The organism is Sedimentitalea todarodis, assembly GCF_032595355.1.
Taxonomy (GTDB): domain Bacteria; phylum Pseudomonadota; class Alphaproteobacteria; order Rhodobacterales; family Rhodobacteraceae; genus Sedimentitalea; species Sedimentitalea todarodis.
In genome coordinates this window covers 58,577-80,119 of the sequence record NZ_JASMWN010000022.1, presented here as the reverse complement: position 1 = coordinate 80,119, position 21,543 = coordinate 58,577, and the positions used below count along the sequence as shown (strand labels likewise).

24 protein-coding genes and 1 other RNA gene are annotated in these 21,543 nt (G+C 60.1%); 18 read left to right on the top strand and 7 right to left on the bottom strand.

Annotated features, from left to right (window positions below):
- The first annotated feature begins 66 nt into the window (after positions 1-66).
- Positions 67-429, top strand: coding sequence for a RidA family protein (locus QO231_RS21210; protein ID WP_316781316.1), 363 nt, complete (start codon positions 67-69; stop codon positions 427-429).
- Here the strand turns inward: QO231_RS21210 and QO231_RS21205 are convergent.
- Positions 414-2,201, bottom strand: coding sequence for an NAD(P)/FAD-dependent oxidoreductase (locus QO231_RS21205; RefSeq protein ID WP_316781313.1), 1,788 nt, complete (start codon positions 2,199-2,201; stop codon positions 414-416). The two genes, QO231_RS21210 and QO231_RS21205, sit on opposite strands and share 16 nt — an antisense overlap.
- A gap of 21 nt (positions 2,202-2,222) precedes the next feature.
- Entirely contained in the window at positions 2,223-3,152 is a 930-nt protein-coding gene (locus tag QO231_RS21200) for a MurR/RpiR family transcriptional regulator (protein ID WP_316781310.1), read from the bottom strand.
- A gap of 263 nt (positions 3,153-3,415) precedes the next feature.
- Between QO231_RS21200 and QO231_RS21195 the strand changes: the two genes are divergently transcribed.
- The 12 genes from QO231_RS21195 (at position 3,416) to rnpB (ending at position 15,082) form a co-directional block, all read left to right on the top strand.
- Positions 3,416-4,180, top strand: a complete 765-nt coding sequence (locus QO231_RS21195; RefSeq protein WP_316781307.1) for an ABC transporter ATP-binding protein — start codon at positions 3,416-3,418, stop codon at positions 4,178-4,180.
- Between the two features lie 3 nt (positions 4,181-4,183).
- Entirely contained in the window at positions 4,184-5,017 is an 834-nt protein-coding gene (locus QO231_RS21190) for an ABC transporter permease (RefSeq protein WP_316781304.1), read from the top strand.
- A gap of 47 nt (positions 5,018-5,064) precedes the next feature.
- Positions 5,065-6,213 carry an ABC transporter substrate-binding protein gene (locus QO231_RS21185; protein WP_316781301.1) on the top strand — a complete coding sequence of 383 codons (1,149 nt, stop codon included), beginning with the start codon at positions 5,065-5,067 and terminating at the stop codon, positions 6,211-6,213.
- A 62-nt stretch (positions 6,214-6,275) separates the two neighbouring features.
- Entirely contained in the window at positions 6,276-7,358 is a 1,083-nt protein-coding gene (locus QO231_RS21180; RefSeq protein WP_316781298.1) for a Gfo/Idh/MocA family protein, read from the top strand.
- A gap of 17 nt (positions 7,359-7,375) precedes the next feature.
- Positions 7,376-8,827, top strand: coding sequence for an amidase (locus QO231_RS21175; RefSeq protein WP_316781295.1), 1,452 nt, complete (start codon positions 7,376-7,378; stop codon positions 8,825-8,827).
- The gene (locus QO231_RS21170) at positions 8,817-9,950 is read left to right on the top strand and encodes an amidohydrolase/deacetylase family metallohydrolase (protein ID WP_316781293.1); all 1,134 of its coding nucleotides are present in this window, start codon (positions 8,817-8,819) and stop codon (positions 9,948-9,950) included. Before QO231_RS21175 ends, QO231_RS21170 begins: the two co-directional genes overlap by 11 nt.
- Complete coding sequence (locus tag QO231_RS21165) at positions 9,947-11,128, top strand: hypothetical protein (RefSeq protein WP_316781291.1); 1,182 nt, start codon at positions 9,947-9,949, stop codon at positions 11,126-11,128. The genes QO231_RS21170 and QO231_RS21165 overlap by 4 nt, the downstream gene beginning before the upstream one ends.
- Before the next feature lie 307 nt (positions 11,129-11,435).
- Positions 11,436-11,723, top strand: coding sequence for an Asp-tRNA(Asn)/Glu-tRNA(Gln) amidotransferase subunit GatC (gene gatC / locus QO231_RS21160; protein ID WP_316781288.1), 288 nt, complete (start codon positions 11,436-11,438; stop codon positions 11,721-11,723).
- Entirely contained in the window at positions 11,723-13,210 is a 1,488-nt protein-coding gene (gene gatA, locus QO231_RS21155; protein WP_316781285.1) for an Asp-tRNA(Asn)/Glu-tRNA(Gln) amidotransferase subunit GatA, read from the top strand. The genes gatC and gatA overlap by 1 nt, the downstream gene beginning before the upstream one ends.
- A 40-nt stretch (positions 13,211-13,250) precedes the next feature.
- The gene (locus QO231_RS21150) at positions 13,251-13,985 is read left to right on the top strand and encodes a hypothetical protein (protein WP_316781283.1); all 735 of its coding nucleotides are present in this window, start codon (positions 13,251-13,253) and stop codon (positions 13,983-13,985) included.
- Positions 13,986-14,062: 77 nt separating this feature from the next.
- Entirely contained in the window at positions 14,063-14,668 is a 606-nt protein-coding gene (locus QO231_RS21145; RefSeq protein ID WP_316781281.1) for an N-acetylmuramoyl-L-alanine amidase, read from the top strand.
- A gap of 11 nt (positions 14,669-14,679) precedes the next feature.
- Positions 14,680-15,082, top strand: an RNA gene (gene rnpB, locus QO231_RS21140) — RNase P RNA component class A.
- Between the two features lie 6 nt (positions 15,083-15,088).
- Here the strand turns inward: rnpB and QO231_RS21135 are convergent.
- Positions 15,089-15,217 (bottom strand): hypothetical protein, encoded by a 129-nt coding sequence (locus QO231_RS21135; protein WP_316781279.1) that lies wholly within the window; start codon positions 15,215-15,217, stop codon positions 15,089-15,091.
- Between the two features lie 208 nt (positions 15,218-15,425).
- Here QO231_RS21135 and rpmG point away from each other — a divergent pair, with 208 nt between their 5' ends.
- Both rpmG and QO231_RS21125 read left to right on the top strand, forming a co-directional pair.
- Positions 15,426-15,593, top strand: a complete 168-nt coding sequence (gene rpmG, locus QO231_RS21130; RefSeq protein ID WP_039682682.1) for a 50S ribosomal protein L33 — start codon at positions 15,426-15,428, stop codon at positions 15,591-15,593.
- Between the two features lie 96 nt (positions 15,594-15,689).
- Entirely contained in the window at positions 15,690-16,205 is a 516-nt protein-coding gene (locus QO231_RS21125) for a GNAT family N-acetyltransferase (protein WP_316781264.1), read from the top strand.
- 156 nt (positions 16,206-16,361) lie between these two features.
- On the opposite strand, the gene QO231_RS21120 is transcribed toward QO231_RS21125, so the two are convergent.
- The 3 genes from QO231_RS21120 to QO231_RS21110 form a co-directional block, all read right to left on the bottom strand.
- Positions 16,362-16,685, bottom strand: coding sequence for a DUF1272 domain-containing protein (locus tag QO231_RS21120; protein WP_316781261.1), 324 nt, complete (start codon positions 16,683-16,685; stop codon positions 16,362-16,364).
- Between the two features lie 54 nt (positions 16,686-16,739).
- Entirely contained in the window at positions 16,740-17,522 is a 783-nt protein-coding gene (locus QO231_RS21115; RefSeq protein WP_316781257.1) for a Bax inhibitor-1/YccA family protein, read from the bottom strand.
- A gap of 181 nt (positions 17,523-17,703) precedes the next feature.
- Entirely contained in the window at positions 17,704-17,913 is a 210-nt protein-coding gene (locus QO231_RS21110; RefSeq protein ID WP_316781254.1) for a DUF1127 domain-containing protein, read from the bottom strand.
- Between the two features lie 123 nt (positions 17,914-18,036).
- On the opposite strand from QO231_RS21110, the gene QO231_RS21105 reads away from it, so the two are divergent.
- A complete protein-coding gene (locus QO231_RS21105; protein WP_316781251.1) occupies positions 18,037-18,918 on the top strand; it encodes a LysR family transcriptional regulator in 882 nt (293 codons plus the stop codon).
- Here QO231_RS21105 and QO231_RS21100 read toward each other — a convergent pair.
- The gene (locus QO231_RS21100) at positions 18,915-19,880 is read right to left on the bottom strand and encodes an NADPH:quinone oxidoreductase family protein (protein WP_316781249.1); all 966 of its coding nucleotides are present in this window, start codon (positions 19,878-19,880) and stop codon (positions 18,915-18,917) included. The genes QO231_RS21105 and QO231_RS21100 overlap by 4 nt on opposite strands.
- 339 nt (positions 19,881-20,219) lie before the next feature.
- Between QO231_RS21100 and QO231_RS21095 the strand changes: the two genes are divergently transcribed.
- The gene (locus tag QO231_RS21095; RefSeq protein WP_316781246.1) at positions 20,220-20,591 is read left to right on the top strand and encodes a helix-turn-helix domain-containing protein; all 372 of its coding nucleotides are present in this window, start codon (positions 20,220-20,222) and stop codon (positions 20,589-20,591) included.
- 52 nt (positions 20,592-20,643) lie between these two features.
- On the top strand, positions 20,644-21,444 hold the full coding sequence (gene hisN, locus QO231_RS21090; RefSeq protein ID WP_316781243.1) for a histidinol-phosphatase: 801 nt from the start codon (positions 20,644-20,646) through the stop codon (positions 21,442-21,444).
- The last annotated feature ends 99 nt before the right edge of the window (positions 21,445-21,543 follow it).

Below are 21,543 nucleotides of genomic sequence, written 5' to 3'. Positions count from 1 at the left end.
ATGCCTTCTTGAATTTCCGGTGGGTTTGGGGATGGTCCTTGCGAAGCCAGCAAAGGAGTGGATTTCATGTCAAAAGAGTTTTTCGGTTCCGCACAGGTCCCATTGTCTCCGGCCGTTCGGGCGGGCGATTTCGTCTTCGTTTCCGGGCAAGTCCCGATGGTCGACGGCAAGAAAGCCGAAGGCGGTGTCGCGGCGGAAACCCGTGCCGTTCTCGACAATATCGGGGCCGTTCTGAAAATGGCAGGGTGCGACATGTCGGATGTGATCAAGACGACCGTGTGGCTGCGCGACCGCGACGATTTTGCCGCGTTCAACGAAGCATATGGCGCGTATTTTCCGACCAACCCGCCGGCCCGCTCCACCGCGGAATCGCGGTTGATGATCGATATTGCGGTGGAAATCGAAGCCATCGCCTATAAACCACTCTGAACAGGATCGGGGCGCCGGTAGACCGGCGTCTTGATGCCTTCCATCCGTGCCTTGAGTTGCAAGGCCAGGAACCTGGAATAAAAGCGGGACAGCGCCAGGTTGCCGCCATGAAACCAGAGATTTTCGGCGACCGTGGGTTTCCACATATTGCGCAACTCGCCTTGCCAGGGGCCGGGGTCTCCTCTTACGCCGGACCCAAGCCCCCAACATGGGCCGATGGCGGAGGCGACTTCGGGCGACACGATACCGGCAACGATCTCATTCATTGACTGATACCCAATGCAGGCAACAACCACGTCGGCCGTCACCTCCTGCCCATCGCCCAGACGCAGCCCATCGGGCGTCAGCGCCACGACGTCCGCTCCCGAGATGACCTTGATCTCTCCGTTTGCGATCAGGTCTGACGCACCCACGTCGATGTAATAGCCGGATGCGGTGCGCAGCGCTTTCATCATCAGCCCGCTGTCATCCTCGCCGAAATCAAAGTCAAACCCCGCAGCGGCCAGACGGTCATAAAACGCCGCGTCGCGCTTGCGTATGTCCTGATAAAGAGCCCGCTGCTGATCGGGAAACAGGGCAAATGGAACCGAAGCTGCCAGCATATCCGCGACATCGACAGTGATACCTCGTGCAACGGCGTCCTCGGAATAGATTTCGAAACCCAGGTCCATCAGGGTTTCCGATCGCACGACAATGCTGGGGCTGCGCTGCAACATGGTCACATCCGCGCCTGCCTCCCACAGGTCGACGCAAACGTCATGCGCGGAACTGGCAGCACCGATCACCGCACAGGTTTTTCCGGCAAAGGCCTCTCCGGATTGGTAGGCGCTGGAATGGATCAACGTCCCGGCAAACTCCTCGCCGCCGGGAATGTCGATTTCGCGTGGCGGGCCATAGGCCCCGGTGGCAAAAACCAACTGCGCGGGGCGGAGCGTCACCGGTTTTCCGTCGCGCGTCACCTCGACGGTCCAGAGTCCGTTCTCCGCGTCAAAACTGGCCTTGTCACAGCTTGTCGACTGCCAGATTTCCAGCTCAAAGATGTTCGCGTAGGCCTCCAGCCAATCGCCCAGCTTGTCCTTTGGCGTGAAGACGGGCCAATTTTCGGGAAACTCCAGATAGGGCAAGTGATCATACCAGACGGGATCATGCAGGACGAGGCTGCGATACCGGTTGCGCCAGCTGTCTCCTGCGCGGGCGTTTTTCTCGACGATCAATGCGGGCACACCCAGCTGTCGCAGACGCGCCCCGAGCGCAATCCCGCCCTGTCCGCCACCAACGATCAGCACATAGGGCTGATCCTCGTGTCCCATGCGGCGGGTTTCCTCGTGTCGCAATTCGGACCACGTGCGCCGGTGTGGATCGGCCCGATGGGTCAACCCCTTGTTGCGCGTTCGCCCGCGCGGCTCTTCATGTCCGTGCAGATCGTCCAGCGCGGTCATCAGGATATGGCATTTGCCGTCGACAAGGGTGAGCCGCCCCTTGCAGACACCCGCCGCCGTTTCAAAGGTGATCCACGACGAAACCGTGTTGCCCGCGATCTCGGCCTGACCGGAAACGCGCCACGCACGGGGGGCCACATGCGATAGCGTCTCGCTCAACATCTCGACGATCTCGGGGCGACCCTCCATCGTTTTTATGTTCCACGTAAAGGCAAGCAGATCGCGCCAATAGCACTCGTCGTGGAACAAGTCGGCAACGCCAGACACATCCCGGTATGACAGTGCCCGATCGAATGCCGCGATCCAATCGCCAAGCTGCGGTGTGTCGGTCATGCAAAGCCTCTTCTGGTCATGTCATTCCCCCAACGGCTCAAGCCCGGCGCCGGGGCGCTCGCTGACAAGGTTGAATTTGATCCGCCGCAAGTTTTCACGCGCTTCCGGCCCCATGGCATACCCCGTGGCTGCCGCCAGCAGGTCGATGATCGTCAAAAAGGCAAAGCGCGAGGCCGACGGGGTGAGGGCATCCGGGTATTCAGATATCCGCGTGGTCAGCGCAATCTCCGCAGCGTTGGCGAGGTCGCTGTCAGGCGCGGTGATGGCAATGCTGGTGACGCCATAGTGGCGTGCGAGATCGATGCAATCCAGAATTTCACGCGCCCGACCGGTTGCAGATATGGCGACAAAGACATCATCGGATCGCAAGGTCGAAATCGACATTCGCGCCAGATAGGGGTCCTTGCACGCAATCACGGACACGCCATAGCGAAACAGCCGGACCTGAACTTCCTCTGCCAGGGTTGACGAACTGCCACCAAGCCCCAAAACGATAACGCGCCGGGCCCTGGCGATCGCCGCCCCGGCGGTGTTCAACCGGGCGGGGTTCAATTGCACTTCGACCTCGCGCAGCGCCTTGCGGGCTTCGTTGAAAACGGATCCCCAGAATGGCGGCACAGAGTCACTGTCGGCGATCACCGGGGTCTCGCCCACGGTCAGAAACAGTTCTCCCACAACCAGACTGCGCGCCAGACGCAGCTTGAAGTCGCGCACGCCGACGCAGCCCACTGACCGACAGAACCGGGTGACGGTGGGTTCGCTAACGCCGGCCTTTTGTGCGATTTTCGCATTTGACGCTGCAACAGCTGCGTTGACATCCGACAGCACCGCGTCAGCGACCTGCCGCTCGGCCTGACTCAGGCCGGCATACCTGTCTTTGATCTGGGCAATGATATCGCGCCCCATGTTCGGCTTTTCGTCTTCGGACGAGGGGTCTCGCAGCTTGGTCATCGGCGGTCAGATTTCTCCATGAGGCACCCTCTTTCCGGTGCCGTTTGCCCGATCCGACTTCGCAGCGAATCTCGATCTTGTAAGAAAGTTACAAGCAGAAACTTCATCTTTCCAGCTATTTTATGGGACTACCTCGTGATCGTTCAAAAACATTGACAGGTAAGAAAGTTTGTTTCAACCTGTTTGCAGCAATGCGGGTAGAGCCCGATTGCTGCTGCCCGGCATTGGTTGATCGGCAACCAGCCCAGTACGGAGCTTCACAGGTGACGGTCAAACTGGCGATCTCGAACGCAGGCAAGCGGTATGGTAGCTTTGAGGCCCTGCTGAATTGCAGCTTTGATGTACCGGCAAATACCATTGTTTCGATCGTCGGGCCTTCGGGATGCGGCAAGACCACCCTGTTGTGGTCGATGTCGGGGCTGCATGACCTAACCCAGGGACAGGTCTTGCTGGACGGCACCGCGATCAGTGGTCCGCACCCGGACATCGGGCTTGTTTTTCAGGATGCCAATCTTTTGCCCTGGCGCAATTTGATGGACAACATCCTGTTCCCTTTCGAAATCAAACACGCCAAGCCGGACACGGAGTGGATTGATCACCTGCTGGACCGCGTTGGCCTGAAAGGGTTCGAAACGCGTTTCCCTCGCGAATTGTCGGGCGGCATGCAGCAGCGCGCCTCAATCGTCCGGGCGCTCTCGTTGCGCCCGCAGGTCCTCTTGATGGACGAACCCTTCGGTGCGCTGGATGCCTTCACCCGTGAGGAAATGAACAAGCTGGTCGAAGAAATCTGGCTCGAGACGAAAACCACCATCGTCTTTATCACGCATTCGATCGAAGAGGCGATATTCCTGTCCGATCGCGTCGTTGTCCTGACCCAGAGACCGGGTCAGGTTCTGTCCGACTATTCGGTCGACCTGCCGCGTCCCCGGACGCTTGAGACAATGAGCAGCCGCGCCGTCTTTGACCTGACCAACCGGATCAAGGCCGATATCTACGGCCAGCAATCCCTTGCCAAAGCAGCGGAGTGAAGGATGAGCAATGGAACATCAAAGACCGGGCAGACGGGCTTAAATCAGGTCGGACTGTCTAACGCATCGGCCTTTGCCAGTGGCACCGGCGCGCGGACCTCGGCTGAAATCACCGCGATCATCCTGACGGCGGTCTTGGTCATTGGCGGTCTGGAAGTCAGCCTGCGCTGGTTCGAGGTGCCGCAATATGTCCTGCCAACGCCCTCGGCTGTCTGGACCGCACTGATCAAGGAATTTCCGCTGATTGCGCCCCATCTGGGATACACTTTGATTGAACTGTCCTGCGGCTTTGCCATCGGCGGTAGCATCGGCCTGATCCTGGCGGCCGTCATCACCCAATTTCCCTTCGCCGAGAAGATCATTGCGCCCTACATCCTTATCCTTGTGACCACCCCGATGTTGGCCCTCGTGCCATTGCTGATCCTGCGCTTTGGGTTTGGGTTCGAGCCGCGGATCATTGCCGTGGCGCTGGCGTCCGGGCCGATGGTGATGATCAACGCGGCGACCGGTTTTCGGCGTGTCGACAACGACAAGATTGCGCTGGCCCGGTCCTATGGCGCCACGACATTGCAAATCTTCTGGAAAATCCGCGCGCCGATGGCCCTGCCGATGATCCTGGTGGGATTGATGATCGGGGCGATCTTCGGGCTGCTCACCGCTGTTGGCGCTGAAATGGTTGGCGGAGGCTTTGGCCTTGGCAACCGTTTGACCACCTATTCCTCGATGATCAACATGCCGGAGTTCTTTGCGGTGATCGTGATCCTGTCGATGCTGGGCATCCTGATTTATGTGTTCTTTTTCCTGGTCGGCAAGAAATGGGCCAGCTGGGAAGCCTGAATTCATCCGAACGAAAAATGCGAAACCAAAAAACAGGGAGACAAAAAATGACTATTTCAAACAACAGCCTGACGCGTCGGCGCTTGCTTCAGGTGTCGGCAGCAGGTGTCGTGAGCGTCGGTGCGATGGGGCTGCCACGACCCGCACGGGCAGAAGGGTATGACGGTGCATTCACCTGGATCAGCCCGCGCGGCACGCTGGAGGTATTGGACGACTATCCTTTCTGGATCGGCAAGAAGATGGGGTATTTCGAAGGCTTGGACGTTGACATGCAGCCGGGGCCGTCGGATGGCACCGCGACCGCGAAATTCGTTGATGTCGGACAGGCTGACATGGGATTTCCATCGCCGGGCGTCTTTGCCTTTGCGCTTGAAAACGGCATGAAGCTTGAATCCGTCTATCACATGGGCGCACGCGATACGTTCAGCCTTGCCTTTCGCAAGGGCGAAGGCCCCACCAACATCAAGGATATCGAAGGCAAGACCATTCTGCTCGGTTCGGCAGCATGGCAACCGATCGTCGATCCGTTGTTGGCGGCTCAGGGGGTTGATGTTTCGACGATCACCTATGTCGAAGCAGGGTGGCCAACCTGGGGCACCGCATTGGCTGCCGGTCAGGGCGATGCTGCATTGGCTTGGGAAGGGCTGCGTGCCGAATGGATCTCAAGCGGGCTGGAGTTTGAATACTGGCTTGGCGTGCAACACTCGCCGCTCCCTGCCAACACATTTGCGGTGCGCGCCGCCGATCTCGAAGACGAGGACAAAAAGGCATTTCTGGTGAAATTCCTGCGTGGCTGGTCGATGGGGCTCGAGTTTGCCGAGCATAACCCACGCGCGGCTGTCGCAGCCGTGTTCGAGCAGTTTCCGACACTTGGGTCGAACCTGTCCCCGGAACTGGGCACGACGTCAATCCTGCAACAGATGAATGTGTTCCGCGGAGATTTTGAGAAGCGCGAGGGCTGGGGCTGGCACGACATGGCGTCATGGCAGCTGTTCTTTGACCTGATCGCGCAGATTTCCGGCGATGCGGAGCCGATTGAGGCCAGCAAGGTGTGCACCAACGCCCTGATCCCCGGCGCCAATGACTTTGATGTCGAAAAGGTCAAAGCCGATGCTGCCGCGGCAACGCTGTCCCCCGAAATGTCAGCCATCGATATCGAGTCCATCCGGGCCACAATGTTCGATCAGGCCATCTGATCCGCAGGGGGGGGTGGCAACACCTCCGCCTGTCCATTTTCAACGAGGGTGGAGTATTTCCGATGACGCAACCTGTCCGCATTCTGGTGGTGGGACTTGGGAACATGGGCGCATCCCATGCCTCGGCCTATCACCGCAATCCCGGCTTCGAGATCGTGGGCCTGTGTTCACGCACGCTAAAATCCAAGACCATCCCCGATGAATTGCAGGGATACCCGCTGTTTGAAGATTATGCGGCGGCGCTGGCGGAATTGAAGCCAGACGCGGTTTCGGTCAACACGTGGCCCAACACCCACGCCGAGTATGCCATTCAGGCCATGGAAGCGGGCGCGCATGTCTTCATGGAAAAACCCATCGCGACCAACAACCAAGACGCCGAACGCGTGGTCGCGACCGCGCAACGGCTGAACAGGAAACTGGTTTTGGGCTATATCCTGCGGGTGCACCCCTCCTGGGTAAAGTTCATCGAGATTGGTCAGACGATGGGCAAGCCTTTGGCGATGCGCCTCAATCTCAATCAACAGTCCTCGGGCGATGCCTGGATGTGGCACAAGAACCTGATCGACAGCCTGATCCCGATTGTCGATTGCGGTGTGCATTATGTTGACGTGATGTGCCAGTTGACCGGCGCAAAACCCGTGCGGGTCCATGGCATTGGCGCGGCCCTCTGGGGGGATGCTGAAAAGCAGAACTATGGCCATCTGCATGTGACTTTCGATGATGGCTCCGTCGGCTGGTACGAAGCGGGGTGGGGACCGATGATGTCGGAAACCGCCTTCTTTGTGAAAGACGTGGTGGGGCCCAATGGCTCGGTCAGCCTGGTGCCCAATGACGAAGCGCGCACGGATGCCGACAAGCTTTCGGACAGTGCCGATATCGACAAACACACCAAGACCGATGCGATCCGCGTGCATTATGCGGATGTGGACGACGACAAGAATTTCACCCGAAAGGACGAGATCCTGTCGATGGACGACGAACCCGGCCACCAGGAATTGTGCGACCGTGAACAGGCGTTCTTTCTTGAGGCCATCACCGAGGATCTCGATCTGACAGAGTCGATGGAGGCGGCGGTAAACTCGCTGCGTATCGTTCTGGCCGCTGAGCAAAGCATACGCGAAGAACGGGCGATCCGGCTCGACTGACACTTCAGGAGGTCTCCATGTCTGACGTTAGAACCCTCTACCGGCAATCGGATGCCGTGGCTTTGGCCGATCATGTCCGCAAAGGGGACATCACCGCTCTCGAAGTGGCCGAGGCGGCGATTGACACCATCGAGGCGCTGAACCCCGACCTGAATTCCGTCATTTGCAAGCTGTATGATCTGGGTCGGGAAACGGCGGCAAAGACCGATCCTGCTGCCCCTCTGGCAGGCGTTCCGTTTCTGTTAAAGGAACTGGCCAGCAATTGGGCCGGGGTGCAGGCGACAAATTCCTCGCGGTTTCTGAAAAACAACGTCGCGGCACAAGACAGTCACCTCACCCAGCGGATCAAGGCCGCGGGTCTGACACTGCTTGGCAAGACCAACGCCCCCGAGAACGGATGGTGCATTGCCACAGAACCGGTGTTGTACGGGCCAACGCTGAACCCATGGAATCCCAAGGCCACACCGGGCGGATCAAGTGGCGGCAGCGCGGTCGCAGTGGCAACGGGAATGGTGCCGATCGCCGAAGCCAGCGACGGGGCGGGGTCAATCCGTGTTCCGGCATCCTGCTGCGGCGTTGTCGGACTAAAGCCATCGCGCGGTCGGGTCAGTCTGGCGCCTTTCGCGGACTACTGGGCTGGCGGGGCCTATTTCCTGTGCAACACGCGTACCGTGCGCGATACCGCCGCCTATCTTGATGCGGTGGCTGGCGCATTGCCGGGCGATCCTTATCCTGTCGCCGCCCCATCCGCGGCTTTTGGCGATCTTGCATTACGCTCACCCAGCGGTTTACGCATCGGCTTTACCGTCACTGCACCCAACGGCACACCTGTCGATCCCGAGGTGAAGGCCGCGGTGCTCTCGGTTGCGAAACAGCTTGCGGCGCTCGGCCATGAGGTCGAGGAAAAAGACATGACGCTGGACGCCAACAGCCTGTGGCAAACCTACACCGACATGACCTGTGTCGAAACCGCCGGCATGTTCGATTTCATGGAAACTCTGGAAAACAGAAAAGTGTCGCCCGACGATGTCGAGCCGATCACCTGGGCAATTATCGAACGCGGTCGTGCGACCCCTGCGACGGCTCATGCGGGTCGGGTGGAAGCAGTTCGCCAAACGGCCCGCGCCATCGTTCAGGATCTGTGGCCATTCGACGTCTACATTACGCCGACGCTGACACAACGCCCGCGACCGGTGGGCTATTACGACATGACCATGACTGATCTGGACGCCTACAACGCGCTGTGGGCGGACAGTGTTTTCGGATTTCCATTCAACGTGTCTGGCCAACCCGCCATGAGTTTGCCGCTGTGCGAGTTTTCGGATGGGCTTCCTCTTGGGATCCAACTGATCGGACGACCCGGCGACGATGCGGGCCTGCTTGCCCTTGCCAGCGTACTGGAGCAGGTGATGCCCTGGAACGAGCGCCATCCCCCCGGCACAAATTTTGGAGCCACTGATGGGAAATGATCTGGTTCTGACCGGTGGGCGGGTGATCGACCCGGCGCAAGGCATCGACCGGGTGACTGATGTGGCCTTTTGTGATGGCAAGGTCTCTGAAGTAGGCGATGGGTTGACGGCGCGCAGCCGGCAAGATGTCTCGGGCCAAATCGTGACGCCCGGGTTGATCGACCTGCATACCCATGTCTATTGGGGCGGGACGTCGCTGGGCGTCGATCCGGATGCCTATGCCTATCAGAGTGCCGTGACCACAACAGTCGATGCTGGCAGCGCTGGCCCTGGCAATTTTCCGGGTTTCAAGGCGCATATGATCGACCCGGCCCAATCGCGTATCCTGGCCTATCTGCACGTGTCCTTTGCCGGTATCTATGCGTTTTCGCCGACGGTCATGGTCGGTGAAAGCCACGACATGCGGCTGATGGCGGCGCGCGAGGCCGTGGCCATGGCCGAGGCCCATCGCGACAGCATCATCGGAATAAAGGTGCGTGTGGGACGCCACGCCAGCGGTGACTCGGGTGATGCGCCGCTGCGGGTTGCAATGGATACGGCGGATCAGGCAGGTCTGCCGTTGATGTGCCACATCGACGAACCCCCGCCGACATACGCCGATGTGGTGGACATGTTGCGCCCCGGCGATGTGCTGACCCACTGTTTTCGCCCCTTTCCAAACGCCCCGGTGCTGGCGGATGGCACGATCCGCCAATCCGTCCTTCGGGCACGGGAACGCGGTGTGCTATTCGATGTCGGCCACGGTATGGGCTCTTTTTCGTGGAAAACGGCCAAGGCGATGATGGCGGCAGGTTTCGCGCCCGATACCATCTCGTCCGATGTGCATGCCATGTGCATCGAAGGCCCCGCATGGGATCTGTTGCGCACGATGACCAAGTTTCTCGCCCTTGGCATGTCGCTGGCCGACGTGATTGCCAAAACCACCCTGAACGCGGCGGATGCCATTCGACGCCCTGACCTTGGCACGCTCACGCCCGGTGCAGCAGGGGATGCCAGTATTCTCTCGCTCGATCCCGCGCCAATTGACCTTGAAGACGTGCTTGGCAACATCGTCTCTCATCCCGAGCGCCTGGTCGCACACGGGCTGGTCATCGGCGGCAACTGGCGCCAGGCCGCGTCATGATGGCCCCCGCAAATTCAATCTGGACGTATCCGTGGGATCTGCACGATATTGGGCTGGACGCTGCCCTTGAAAGGACTTCTCAGGCCGGACTGAATACGATCAGCCTGGCGACATCCTATCACGCCGGACGGTTCCTGCAGCCGGGTAACCCGCGCCGCAGGGTCTATTTTCCCGAGGATGGCACGGTCTATTTTCGCTCTGATCCGGCCAAGTGGTCGGACCATGAGATTACACCAAAACAAGCCGCAATCGTCGATACAGAGGGCGATATGCTGGACGCCTTGGTACGACGGCGCGATGCGGGCGGCGCCGCAGTGTCCTGCTGGACGGTTTGCCTGCACAACACCCGGCTTGGCCTGATGCACCCCGGTCATGTGATGCGCACTGCGCACGGCGATCCGATGTCCTATGCGCTCTGCCCTTCCAGCCCCGCCGCGCGCGCGTATGTTACCGGTCTGGTTTCGGAAATCAGCCATGCCTATCGACCCGACAGAATTGAATTGGAAAGCCCTGATTTCATGGGATTCCCGCACGGTTTTCATCATGAAAAGGACGGTCTGCCCTTGCAGCCGGACGAGTCTTTCCTGCTGGGTGTCTGCTTTTGTGATTATTGTCGGTCCACCGCGCGTGCTGCAGGCCTCCCCGCTGATATCGCGCAGTCACAGGTCGCAAGACTTCTGGACAATGCCTTTTCCAGAGAATTGCCGCGATCGCAGTTTCCCGATTTTCCCAGCAACGGACCTGAGAGTTTTGAGGCCCATTCCGCCCTTTCGGCCTATCTGGCGTGGCGCAGTGAACCGGTCACGTCGCTGATCGCAGAGATTCGCGAGGCGACCCATCCCGATACCAAAGTCCTCCTGATCGATGCCGAGGGCACGTGGACAGGAGGGATCGACCTGCCCAATCTCCTCCCTCATCTGGATGGGGTCCTGCATTGCGCTTATGAAACTGAACCGGCGAGGATTTCTCCGCTATTGGCGCAGACCCGCGCTCTGTTGGGCTCCGACAAGACCTTGATTGCCGGGTTTCAATTGTTCAACCCAACGGTGCGAGATCAAACCGATCTCGAAAATCGCGTCGCTCAGGCGCTGCCGCATGTCGATGGGCTGAATTTCTACAATCTCGGACTGGTTCCGCAGGCCCGCCTGGGTTGGATTGCTGCTGCGTTGCATAAATAAGAACAGCCCAGCTCGTATCCATCGTGTCTCAGGGCAAGCCAACGTGTTTGTGCATGTCGGACGGCATCGTCGCGCAAGCGCCAGGGGTGTTCATCTCTTGACTCATGAATTCAGCGTGGCCGCCCAGTTGTAGAAGTGGACCGACACCGCCGAACGACAAGACCACGGATTGGCAGGCCTGTAGCGCAGCAAAGCCACGGCTGGGCCGCGCTTGGCCAAATGCCGGATGATGCGCCATCCGCCCTGCGCCTCTTGCGAGCGGTGCGTCGCGGGGGTAAACGCCACCTGACAGAGTACGAGGGGTCCCATGTCGATTGATCAGAACACCGCCGCCCGGGTGGCCAAGCTGGCCCGGATCAAGGTCGAGGACGAGGCGTTGCCCGCGTTGGCCGCTGAATTCAACACCATTCTGGGCTTTATCGAGCAGTTGAACGAAGTCGATGTGGACTGCATCGAGCCGATGACCTCGGTGACACCGCAGCGGCTCAAACGGCGTGCGGATGTCGTGACCGACGGTGATCAGCAGGACAAGGTCCTGTCAAATGCGCCCGATGCGCGCGAGGGCTTTTTTGCCGTGCCGAAGGTGGTTGAATAATGAGCGATCTGAACAAGCTTGGCCTTGCCGAGGCGCGTGATGCACTGCGCGCGGGCGAGACGACATCCGTTGAACTGACCGACGCCTGCCTGGATGCCATCGAGACGGCAGGTGCGCTGAACGCGTTCGTGCACAAGACCCCGGACCTTGCGCGGGACCGCGCGGCGGCAGCGGATCGACGGATCAAGGCGGGGGATGCTCCGGCGATGTGTGGTTTGCCGATCGGAATCAAGGATCTGTTCTGTACGCAGGGTGTGCCATCACAGGCGGGTAGTCGGATTCTGGAAGGGTTCCTGCCGGAATATGAATCCACGGTAAGCCAGAAACTGATCGATGCAGGCGCGGTGATGCTGGGCAAATTGAACATGGACGAATTCGCCATGGGCAGCTCCAACGAAACCAGCACCTATGGCAATGCGGTCAGCCCCTGGCGGCGTGGCAATGACGACGCGGCGCTGACCCCCGGCGGTTCCTCGGGTGGCTCTGCCGCTGCGGTTGCGGCCGATCTCTGTCTTGCGGCGACCGGCACCGATACCGGGGGCTCGATCCGCCAGCCCGCCGCGTTCACCGGCACCGTGGGGATCAAACCGACCTATGGGCGTTGCTCTCGCTGGGGCATCGTGGCCTTTGCGAGTTCGCTGGATCAGGCCGGCCCGATGACAAAATCGGTGCGAGATGCCGCGATCATGCTTGGGGCAATGGCCGGGCATGACCCGAAGGACAGCACCAGCGCCGATCTGGCGGTGCCGGATTTCGAGTCGATGCTGACCGGTGACATCAAGGGCAAGAAGATCGGGATTCCCAAGGAATACCGCATGGACGGGATGCCCGCCGAGATCGAGAAACTCTGGGCTGACGGAGCCGACATGCTGAAGGGTGCCGGGGCCGAGATTGTCGATATCAACCTGCCGCACACCAAATACGCACTGCCGGCCTATTACGTGATCGCGCCCGCCGAGGCGTCCAGCAATCTCGCGCGCTATGACGGTGTGCGCTATGGCCATCGGGCCAAACTGGCGCGGGGCGATGGTATCACCGAGATGTACGAAAAGACCCGCGCCGAGGGGTTCGGGCACGAGGTGCAGCGCCGTGTGATGATCGGGACCTATGTACTGAGCGCGGGGTTCTATGACGCCTATTACAACCGGGCGCGTCGGGTGCGCACGCTGATCAAGAAGGATTTCGAAGACGTCTTTGCCCAGGGCATCGACGCGATCCTGACCCCTGCAACACCCTCCGCAGCCTTTGGCCTGGGCGAAATGACCGAGGCCGATCCGGTGCAGATGTACCTGAACGATGTTTTCACGGTCACCGTGAACCTGGCGGGTCTGCCCGGAATTTCGGTGCCTGCCGGGCTCGACAAGAAGGGCTTGCCGCTGGGCCTGCAATTGATCGGGCGCCCTTGGGAAGAAGGCGATCTGCTGAATACGGCCTATGCGCTGGAATCGGCCGCCGGGTTTGTGGCCAAGCCCGCGAAATGGTGGTAGAGACCGGCGCCAGAAAAACAGCAACGGCAGGACAGCAGCAATGCATTCGGTGGCCCGTATCCCTCTCTTTCTGGGACTCTCTCTTGGACTGATCTCGGCCTGTGCTCCGCAGGTTCCCGACAGTGGTGCAACGTACAACGCGCGCGAGGCCGAACTGGCCAGCGGTGTTGCGAGTGCAGAACGGCTGTCACCCCCCCAGGCGGTGGCGAGCCAAACGCTCACACCGTCAGGCACGGCTGTGCCGCCGGCACCCGGAGCCGGTGCCACGGCAGGGACAGCCGAGGGGATCGCCGCAGAGACCGCAGCGGTACTGGCGTCGAGTTCGACCGCCGGCAGAACATCCGCCGTTGCGCCAGCGGCCCCGGCACCGGTGGTCGCGAGCACTGGCCTGTCAGTCGAGAACGATTTCTCTGCAGTCTCTGAAAACCGTTCGATCCAGAGCGACGCGGCGCTGATTGCGCAAAACAATGCACAATATCAGGTGATTGAGCCAACAGAATTGCCGTCGCGCAGTGGTGGATCGCAGCCCAACATCGTGGCCTATGCCCTGAGCAGCAGTCACCCCAAGGGAACACGTGTCTACAGCCGGAGCGGCATCAACCTGCAGGGACGCGCGGACAGGAACTGCGCCAATTTTCCGTCCGCCGATCTTGCGCAGATCGAGTTTCTTTCAAAGGGCGGTCCAGATCGCGATCGCGCCGGGTTGGACCCGGATGGGGATGGGTATGCCTGTGGTTGGGACCCGGCGCCGTTTCGCAAGGCCCAGAACGGGTGAGCGACCAATCGGCAGCGCAGTGGTTGCCGTCGCCGAACTTCGGGCCTCGCCGCGAGGGGCTTGGGCCGGAGCTCATCGTGATCCACTATACTGGCATGATCGGTGCTGCGGCTGCGCTGGAGCGTCTGCGTGATCCGGTGGCAGAGGTCTCTTCGCATTACCTGATCGGTAGCGACGGTGTGCTCTGGCAGCTGGTCGCAGAAGAGATGCGGGCCTGGCATGCCGGGGCCGGAAGCTGGCAGGGCAGGGGAGACGTGAACTCCCGCTCCATCGGCATCGAGCTGGACAACTCCGGCGACCATCCGTTTTCCGAGCCGCAGATGACAAGGCTTGAAACCTTGCTGCGCGACCTGATGGCGCGTTGGCCGATTGCGCCTTCCGGGGTCATCGGGCATTCCGACATGGCCCCCGCGCGCAAATATGACCCGGGTCCAAGGTTTGACTGGCGCCGCCTGGCGCGACAGGATTTGGCGGTCTGGCCCGATTCAGGTGCAATGCCCGGTGACTTTGTCAGAGACGCGGTTCGCTTTGGTTATCCAGAGGTCGAAGTCGCCGAGATCTTGGTCGCAGTCCGGGCGCGGTTTCGTCCGGGTGCCGAGGGTCCCATCGAAGATGCGGATCGCGGTGTCATGGCCGACCTCGCGCGTCGCTTTGGCGTTGACCAGGCAGGGCACAACGCCTAGAGCGCAGGGGCGCGGAGGGCCGGATGGCCGCTGGCGCCTGCGGGCGCGAGAGGAAAGTCCGGACTCCACGAGGCAACGGTGCCGGGTAACGCCCGGGCGGGGCAACCCGACGGATAGCGCCACAGAAAACAAACCGCCCCGGTCTATCCGGGGTAAGGATGAAACGGTGGGGTAAGAGCCCACCGCGCCGCTGGCAACAGGGGCGGCATGGCAAGCCCCACCGGGAGCAATGCCAAATAGGACCCCCGCGCGGGCAGGTCCCGGCAACGGGATACCGCCGCTAGGCACGCGTTGGCCAAGAGGGGTCGGGTTGGCAGCTTGAGGCCCGCAGCAATGTGGGCCCTAGAGGAATGGTCATCTACCGGCGGGGCAACCTGTCGGAGACAGAATCCGGCTTACAGGCCCTCCGCGCATGACCCTCTAGTGCTGGCTGAACTCGGTCGTGGGGGGGACCTGCTCTTCAGTGGAGGACAGTTGGGCCGATAACTGCGTGGCGGCGATAAAGGTACCGCAGAGGATCACGACAATGGCAAAGGGGGGAATACGCATAAAAAGCTCCACTCGTTGAAATACATGGTTGTCAGAAACAACGGTTGCATAGCGGCTGGCACGGCCTGTGTAAAGATTTCGCCTCGGCATCGGCGTGTTTTGGCAAAACACCTGTTGACTCGGGCGGCATCGCGGGTAAAAGCGCACGCTCAGAGAGATTTTCCGAGAGGCCCGCATAGGGGTGGCCTTTCGTTGCAGGAGAGATACCATGGCGAAGCCGACCACAATCAAAATCCGCCTGAACTCGACCGCAGGCACGGGCCATTTCTATGTCACCAAGAAGAACGCCCGCACCATGACCGAGAAAATGGTCGTTCGCAAATACGACCCGGTTGCCCGCAAGCATGTCGAGTACAAGGAAGGCAAGATCAAGTAAGCCTTTCGCATTCGCGAAATCGAGACGGGCTGCGCCGGGGCGTGGCCCTTTTTCGTTTGTGCGGTGCAGCCAATGGAAACCTGGGGGCGAGTGCCCATGCCCAGCACGGAAATCAGCCTGCGCACGTCGACAATCGCTGATCTGGCGGTGGTCGACGCATTGCTGTCCCGCGCCTATCCCAAGCTGTTGAAGGCGCACTACCCGCCATCTGTGCTGGTGACTGCACTGCCGCTGATCAGCCGGGCACAGCCGGTTCTTTTACAGTCAGGCACATACTACGTCGCCGAGGTCGAGGGGCACGGGATTGTCGGTGCGGGTGGCTGGACCCGCGACAGGGGGTCACGGCATCTGGGCCACATCCGGCATGTTGTCAGCGACGACAGGTTTCAGCGTCGAGGCATTGCTCGGGCCTTGATCCGCCATACCCTGAATGCGGCACAAGCGCAGGCCATCACCGAGATGGAATGCTGGTCAACTCTGACCGCAGAGCCGTTTTATGCCGCCCTCGGGTTTGTCAGCGAAGGCCCGATGGAAATCACCCTACGGCCCGGCATCGGCTTCCCCTCTGTCCGAATGCGCATGGCGTTGCCGGCTGCACGCCGCCGTTCCTAGAGCGTTCCGCGTTAGAGCTGGCGCATCTAACGTTGCCTGAAATCATAGATTTCCACGCGATAGGTCACAGCAGACGATCCAAGCCAGGCGCGAAACGCGCTAGCCCATTGGCGATGACTTTGCCCGGGAATGGAATCGGCTGCCGGGATCAGACAATCATCGTTCCGTTGGGGGTACATCTTTCAGCTTGTCCGACAGGGCGCGTCGTTCCGCACTTGTCCACGTGTTGTGGCGGCGCTTGGTCGAGGCAGGGTGCTTGGCCAGCCCGGTTGTCGGACGCCAGCTGCTCTTTGGCCTGATCGGACGCGGCACCAGATTGCCCCCACAGTTGGGGCACACATTATCGAGAACCGATTCTGCGCAGGTCACACAGTAGGTGCATTCATAGGAGCAGATGCGGGCCTCGGTCGATTCCGGTGGCAAGTCGCAATCACAGATTTCACAATTCGGGCGCAGGTCCAGCATGGAATCAGGTAACATGCAAAAAGGGCCGGTCACAAGGACCGGCCCTTTGCCATACGGTAGGGTTCCGAGTTATTCCCGATTGCCGAGCAGTTGCAGCAGGAACATGAACATGTTGATGAAGTCGAGATAGAGGCTCAACGCGCCCATGATCGCGGCCTTGCCCAACCATTCGCTGTCGCCGGAATGCGCCATCTGCAGGTAGGTGGTCTTGATCTTCTGCGTGTCATAGGCGGTCAGACCGGCAAAGATCAGCACACCGAGGATCGAGATGGCAAAAGCCAGTCCCGGCATCGGCCAGAAGATGTTCACGATGGATGCGACGATCAGACCGATCACACCCATGATCAGGAAACTGCCCCAGCCCGAGATGTCTTTCTTGGTTGTGTAGCCCCAGAGCGACAGCCCGGCAAAGGCGACCGAGGTGATCAGGAACACCTGGATGATCGAGTAGCCGGTGAAAACCAGGAAGATTGAGCTAAGCGATACGCCCATGACCGCGGCGAAAGCATAGAACACGATTTGTGCCGTCGCGGCGGACATCCGGTTGATTCCGGCGCTGAAGCCAAACACGAAGGCGAGCGGCGCGAACATGACCACCCATTTCAACGGGGACGCGTACAGCGCCTGGCCAAGCCCGGTCAGATACTTGTCCGCCCCGATCTGGTATTCGGTGGGAACGTCGCTGACCGCGAGCCCGGCCAAAGCCCAGGCAGCGGCAAATGTGATCAGCATGCCTACGGACATCGTGCCGTAGACCTTGTTCATGTGAGCGCGCAGGCCTTCGTCGATCGCCGCAGTGCGCACACCGGCGGCGGTCCGGCCTGTCATGTGACTCGTGTCGAATTCAGCCATTCAAGGTCTCCGTTCATATCAAAAGGGGCCGCCAGATAGGTCCGACAGCGTTCCTCTTGAATATCGTATCAGCAGCGGGCTTTTTCAAGTAAATCCGTCGGATTTATCCACGAAATTCGAATGAACCGCCGGCAAGGTCAACGATTGCTGGCTGCCGGGGCCAGCAATCGCCTCAAACCGGTCAGCAGGACCAGCTTTCCGGGGCATCCCAGATCGGGCGCCGGGCTTCGGTTTCGGCCTCGCTGCGGGTCAGGCCGATGTCGCGCAAGGCGGCTGCATCCAAACGGGTCAGCGCCCGACGCTGGCGCCAGAGATCAAAGCGGCGGGTCATCAAATGGGTCAGCGACAGGCGCTTTGACCGCGCGTGACCGGGAACAGTGATATATGTCATTATCTGTGTCCTTTCGGAGTGGCGATGGGTTTGCGACTTATGATCAATTATCTTGATATATGCTGATGAATGCCTCATGATGAAAGCCAATATTTGTTGCAGATACCATCAAGGATTGTGATATTGCGAAACCTCGACATCACCACCCTCCGCTCTTTCGTGGCGGTTGCCGATTCCGGCGGTGTGACGCGGGCAGCCGGGTTCCTGAACCTGACCCAGTCCGCCGTTTCGATGCAGCTCAAGCGGCTGGAAGAGCTGTTGGGTCTGGAATTGCTCGACCGGACAGGGCGAACCATCGCGCTGACGGCATCGGGTGAGCAGTTGCTGGCCTATGCCCGCCGCATGGTGACGCTGAATGACGAGTTGATCACGCGGCTGACGGATCAGGCTTTTGAGGGCGAAATCGTGCTCGGCGTGCCCCATGACATTGTCTATCCGGCGATTCCGCGCGTCTTGCAGCAATTCAATGCAAAGTTTCCGAGAGTAAAGGTCCAACTGGTGACGGCCAACACCCGCAACCTGAAGGACCGGTTCGAACGTGGGGAATGCGACATGATTCTCACGACCGAGCCGGAAAAGATGCCCGGTGCAGAGGTGCTGGCGGCGATTCCGCTGGTCTGGATGGGGGCGCCGGGCGGCACGGCCTGGCGCAAACGGCCGGTCGAATTGGCCCAGGGGCGCAGCTGCATTTTCCGACCCATCGTGTTGAGCGCACTTGAAACGGCGGGGGTCGAATGGAATGTGGCGCTGGACAGCGATTCAGATCGCACCATCGAAGCGACCGTGGCGGCGGACCTGGCGGTGATGGCGATGCTTGACGGAACGCATCCGCCACATGTGGAAGTCATCAGTCATGGGGGCGCTCTGCCAGCGCTGCCGCTGCATTTCATCAACTTCTACGGTGGTGAAGGGGAGGGCGGCGAAGTCTCCGAGACGCTCGGTGAGCTGTTGCGCGCGACATTTGCCGACATGACGCCGCGCGCAAGGCTCAAGGCGGCGGTCTAGGTAGCCGTCGGGCGAACGACGACCTTGCCGGTGGATTTGCGGGTTCGCAGCAACTCTATCCCGTCCGCAACCTGCGACAGGTGCAGGGTGTGGCTGATGTGCGGGTGGAGCTTTCCTGCAGAATGCCAGTCGATGAGTTGTCGGAAACTGTCACGGACGAGGTCGGGCCGGAACTTCATGTATCCCCCAATGTAAAAGCCCAGAACCGAGAGATTCTTGACCAGCAGATGGTTGGCGGCAATGTTCGGCACCTCTCCGCTGGCAAACCCGATCGGAAGCAATCTTCCCTCGGGATTGCAGGCACGAAACGCGGCCTTGAAGGCGGCACCGCCGACGGCATCATAAACGACATCCGCCCCCCCAAGCGCCAGCACGCGGTCACGCAGATCTTCCGCATCATCAATCAGGTGGTCCGCGCCAGCCGCGCGCGCGACGTCCAGCTTGTCGGCACCTCGGGCATGGGCGATCACCGTGGCGCCCATCAGCTTGCCGATCTCGACAGCGGTCAAACCGACACCTCCCGCCGCTCCGGTCACCAGCAGGGTCTCTCCCGGTCGCAGGCGGGCGCGGTGGGCCAGCGCCATGTGGCTGGTACCATAGGCGATCTGCAAGGCGGCGGCATCTTCAAAGCTCATCGTCTCGGGAATCGGGGTTGCGCGCGCGGCGTCGAACACGCCGAATTCGGCCAACCCACCTTGGCCGGAAAAGACCGCGACACGATCCCCGACGGACAGATTGTCAACCGAATCGCCCGTTTTCATGATGATTCCCGATAATTCCATCCCAAGTGTGAACGGTGCATCCGGAATATCCTGATAGGTTCCTTTTTGTGTCAGCAGATCCGCAAAATTCAGGCCACAGGCCATGATCCGGACCTGGATTTGGCCGGTTCCGGGCTCCGGAACGGCGATTTCTGCAAGCCCGGCTTCACCTCCTTTGGTTGCTATCTGGTAGGCGAGCATATCAAAATCCTTGTATTTGCGAAGGTTTAGGGCGATTGTCGGAGACAAGTTAAACGTGTCGTGCCGGGAATTCGATAGTTGTTCGTAGGTGCTGCTACGCAACTGGAGTGATGTCAAAAACTGTTTCCAAACAGGCAAAAATACAACCTAAGCCAGATAGATTTTCCCGCTTTCCGGGAATCGCTTGTCTTGAATTCAACTCAAAAGCCCGTAGTATCTGCCCCGTAGAGTGGTTCGGGTCTAGCCAGATCAGGTTTACGCGGGTTGACTGTCAAAGTCGCACTGTTGGAACCCAACGGTCGAAGCCGAATGTTAATTAGTTTTGCAAAGGAGAAAAGTATGACTCACCCTGTAGATGTGCATGTTGGGAAGCGCATACGTCACCGTCGATGGTTGATCGGCATGACTCAACAGCAACTGGCCGAGCAGGTCGGTATCAAATTTCAACAGATCCAGAAATACGAAACCGGTGCCAACCGTGTCAGCGCATCCCGCCTCTGGGATATCGCCGACACGCTTGATGTCCCGGTGAGCTTCTTTTTTGAGGGCCTCGAAGACGCCGACAGGCCCGAAGGCGAAAAGTCGATGCTGCCGCCCGACCTGATGGGTGACAAAGAGGCGCTTGACCTCGTGCGGTCCTACTATGCAATCCCGGAGAACCAGCGTCGCCGGCTCTTTGAACTGGCGCGTGTATTAAGCGACGTCGCCTGAGCCAATTGCAGCACCGCTTGCAATTTCCGTGGAGGACTGGCAGTCGCCTGTCATGACCTCTGCGATACTTACAGATCTTGCTCTTGCGCATCTGCTTGCCGATGCGGCGCGTGCGGAAATTCTTCCGCACTTCAGACAACCCGGTTTGTTGGCGCAGAACAAGGAAACAGCAGGGTTTGATCCGGTTACGGTTGCAGATCGCACAGCTGAAAGGGCAATGCGCGATCTACTGACTCTCCACCGGCCCCAGGATGGTATCTGGGGAGAAGAGTTCGGGCGCCAGAATGGGACGTCCGGGCGGGAGTGGGTGCTTGATCCTATCGACGGCACCCGCGGGTTCATCAGCGGCACGCCAACCTGGGGTGTCCTGATCGCACTGTCGGACCAGAACGGTCCGACACTTGGCCTCATCGATCAACCTTACACCCGCGAGCGCTTTGTCGGCGCACCTGATGTTGCCGAACTGGTCGGGCCGTTTGGCACCATGCCGATGGCAACACGATCCACCCGCACGCTGGATCAGGCTATTCTGTTCACCACATATCCCGAAGTCGGCACCCCGGCCGAGCGCGCCGCATTTGAGGCCGTTGCCGCGCGGACGAAACTCGCGCGGTACGGCATGGATTGCTATGCTTATGCTCTCTTGGCTGCCGGTCAGATTGACCTCGTGATCGAGGCTGGGCTCAATGCCTATGACATCCAGGCCCCGATCGCCGTGATCCAGGCCGCGGGTGGCGTGGTCACTGACTGGCGCGGAAACCCTGCCCATCTTGGCGGGCGGGTTGTGGCCGCCGCGAATTCCGAGATACACGCCGCCGCCTTGGACCTGCTCAGAACCACTGCAGAGGGTTGAGCCACAGCGCGACTGCCGCTAGAATGGGTTGGCGCGCCAAGTCCTTTGCCCGATTTCTGTTGGCGCATGTTCACACTTCTCAACCGAACCGGGCCAAAC

What these genes read in the sequence shown, in the direction of transcription:
- QO231_RS21205 (WP_316781313.1), bottom strand. Translation starts at nt 2,201, where the DNA reads ATGACCGACACACCGCAGCTTGGCGATTGGATCGCGGCATTCGATCGG.
- QO231_RS21110 (WP_316781254.1), bottom strand. Translation starts at nt 17,913, where the DNA reads ATGACATATATCACTGTTCCCGGTCACGCGCGGTCAAAGCGCCTGTCG.
- QO231_RS21165 (WP_316781291.1), top strand. Translation starts at nt 9,947, where the DNA reads ATGATGGCCCCCGCAAATTCAATCTGGACGTATCCGTGGGATCTGCAC.
- QO231_RS21100 (WP_316781249.1), bottom strand. Translation starts at nt 19,880, where the DNA reads ATGCTCGCCTACCAGATAGCAACCAAAGGAGGTGAAGCCGGGCTTGCA.
- QO231_RS21175 (WP_316781295.1), top strand. Translation starts at nt 7,376, where the DNA reads ATGTCTGACGTTAGAACCCTCTACCGGCAATCGGATGCCGTGGCTTTG.
- QO231_RS21120 (WP_316781261.1), bottom strand. Translation starts at nt 16,685, where the DNA reads ATGTTACCTGATTCCATGCTGGACCTGCGCCCGAATTGTGAAATCTGT.
- QO231_RS21095 (WP_316781246.1), top strand. Translation starts at nt 20,220, where the DNA reads ATGACTCACCCTGTAGATGTGCATGTTGGGAAGCGCATACGTCACCGT.
- QO231_RS21170 (WP_316781293.1), top strand. Translation starts at nt 8,817, where the DNA reads ATGGGAAATGATCTGGTTCTGACCGGTGGGCGGGTGATCGACCCGGCG.
- QO231_RS21200 (WP_316781310.1), bottom strand. Translation starts at nt 3,152, where the DNA reads ATGACCAAGCTGCGAGACCCCTCGTCCGAAGACGAAAAGCCGAACATG.
- QO231_RS21135 (WP_316781279.1), bottom strand. Translation starts at nt 15,217, where the DNA reads ATGCGTATTCCCCCCTTTGCCATTGTCGTGATCCTCTGCGGTACCTTT.
- gatA (WP_316781285.1), top strand. Translation starts at nt 11,723, where the DNA reads ATGAGCGATCTGAACAAGCTTGGCCTTGCCGAGGCGCGTGATGCACTG.
- QO231_RS21190 (WP_316781304.1), top strand. Translation starts at nt 4,184, where the DNA reads ATGAGCAATGGAACATCAAAGACCGGGCAGACGGGCTTAAATCAGGTC.
- hisN (WP_316781243.1), top strand. Translation starts at nt 20,644, where the DNA reads ATGACCTCTGCGATACTTACAGATCTTGCTCTTGCGCATCTGCTTGCC.
- QO231_RS21185 (WP_316781301.1), top strand. Translation starts at nt 5,065, where the DNA reads ATGACTATTTCAAACAACAGCCTGACGCGTCGGCGCTTGCTTCAGGTG.
- QO231_RS21150 (WP_316781283.1), top strand. Translation starts at nt 13,251, where the DNA reads ATGCATTCGGTGGCCCGTATCCCTCTCTTTCTGGGACTCTCTCTTGGA.
- QO231_RS21115 (WP_316781257.1), bottom strand. Translation starts at nt 17,522, where the DNA reads ATGGCTGAATTCGACACGAGTCACATGACAGGCCGGACCGCCGCCGGT.
- QO231_RS21180 (WP_316781298.1), top strand. Translation starts at nt 6,276, where the DNA reads ATGACGCAACCTGTCCGCATTCTGGTGGTGGGACTTGGGAACATGGGC.
- QO231_RS21125 (WP_316781264.1), top strand. Translation starts at nt 15,690, where the DNA reads ATGCCCAGCACGGAAATCAGCCTGCGCACGTCGACAATCGCTGATCTG.
- QO231_RS21210 (WP_316781316.1), top strand. Translation starts at nt 67, where the DNA reads ATGTCAAAAGAGTTTTTCGGTTCCGCACAGGTCCCATTGTCTCCGGCC.
- gatC (WP_316781288.1), top strand. Translation starts at nt 11,436, where the DNA reads ATGTCGATTGATCAGAACACCGCCGCCCGGGTGGCCAAGCTGGCCCGG.
- rpmG (WP_039682682.1), top strand. Translation starts at nt 15,426, where the DNA reads ATGGCGAAGCCGACCACAATCAAAATCCGCCTGAACTCGACCGCAGGC.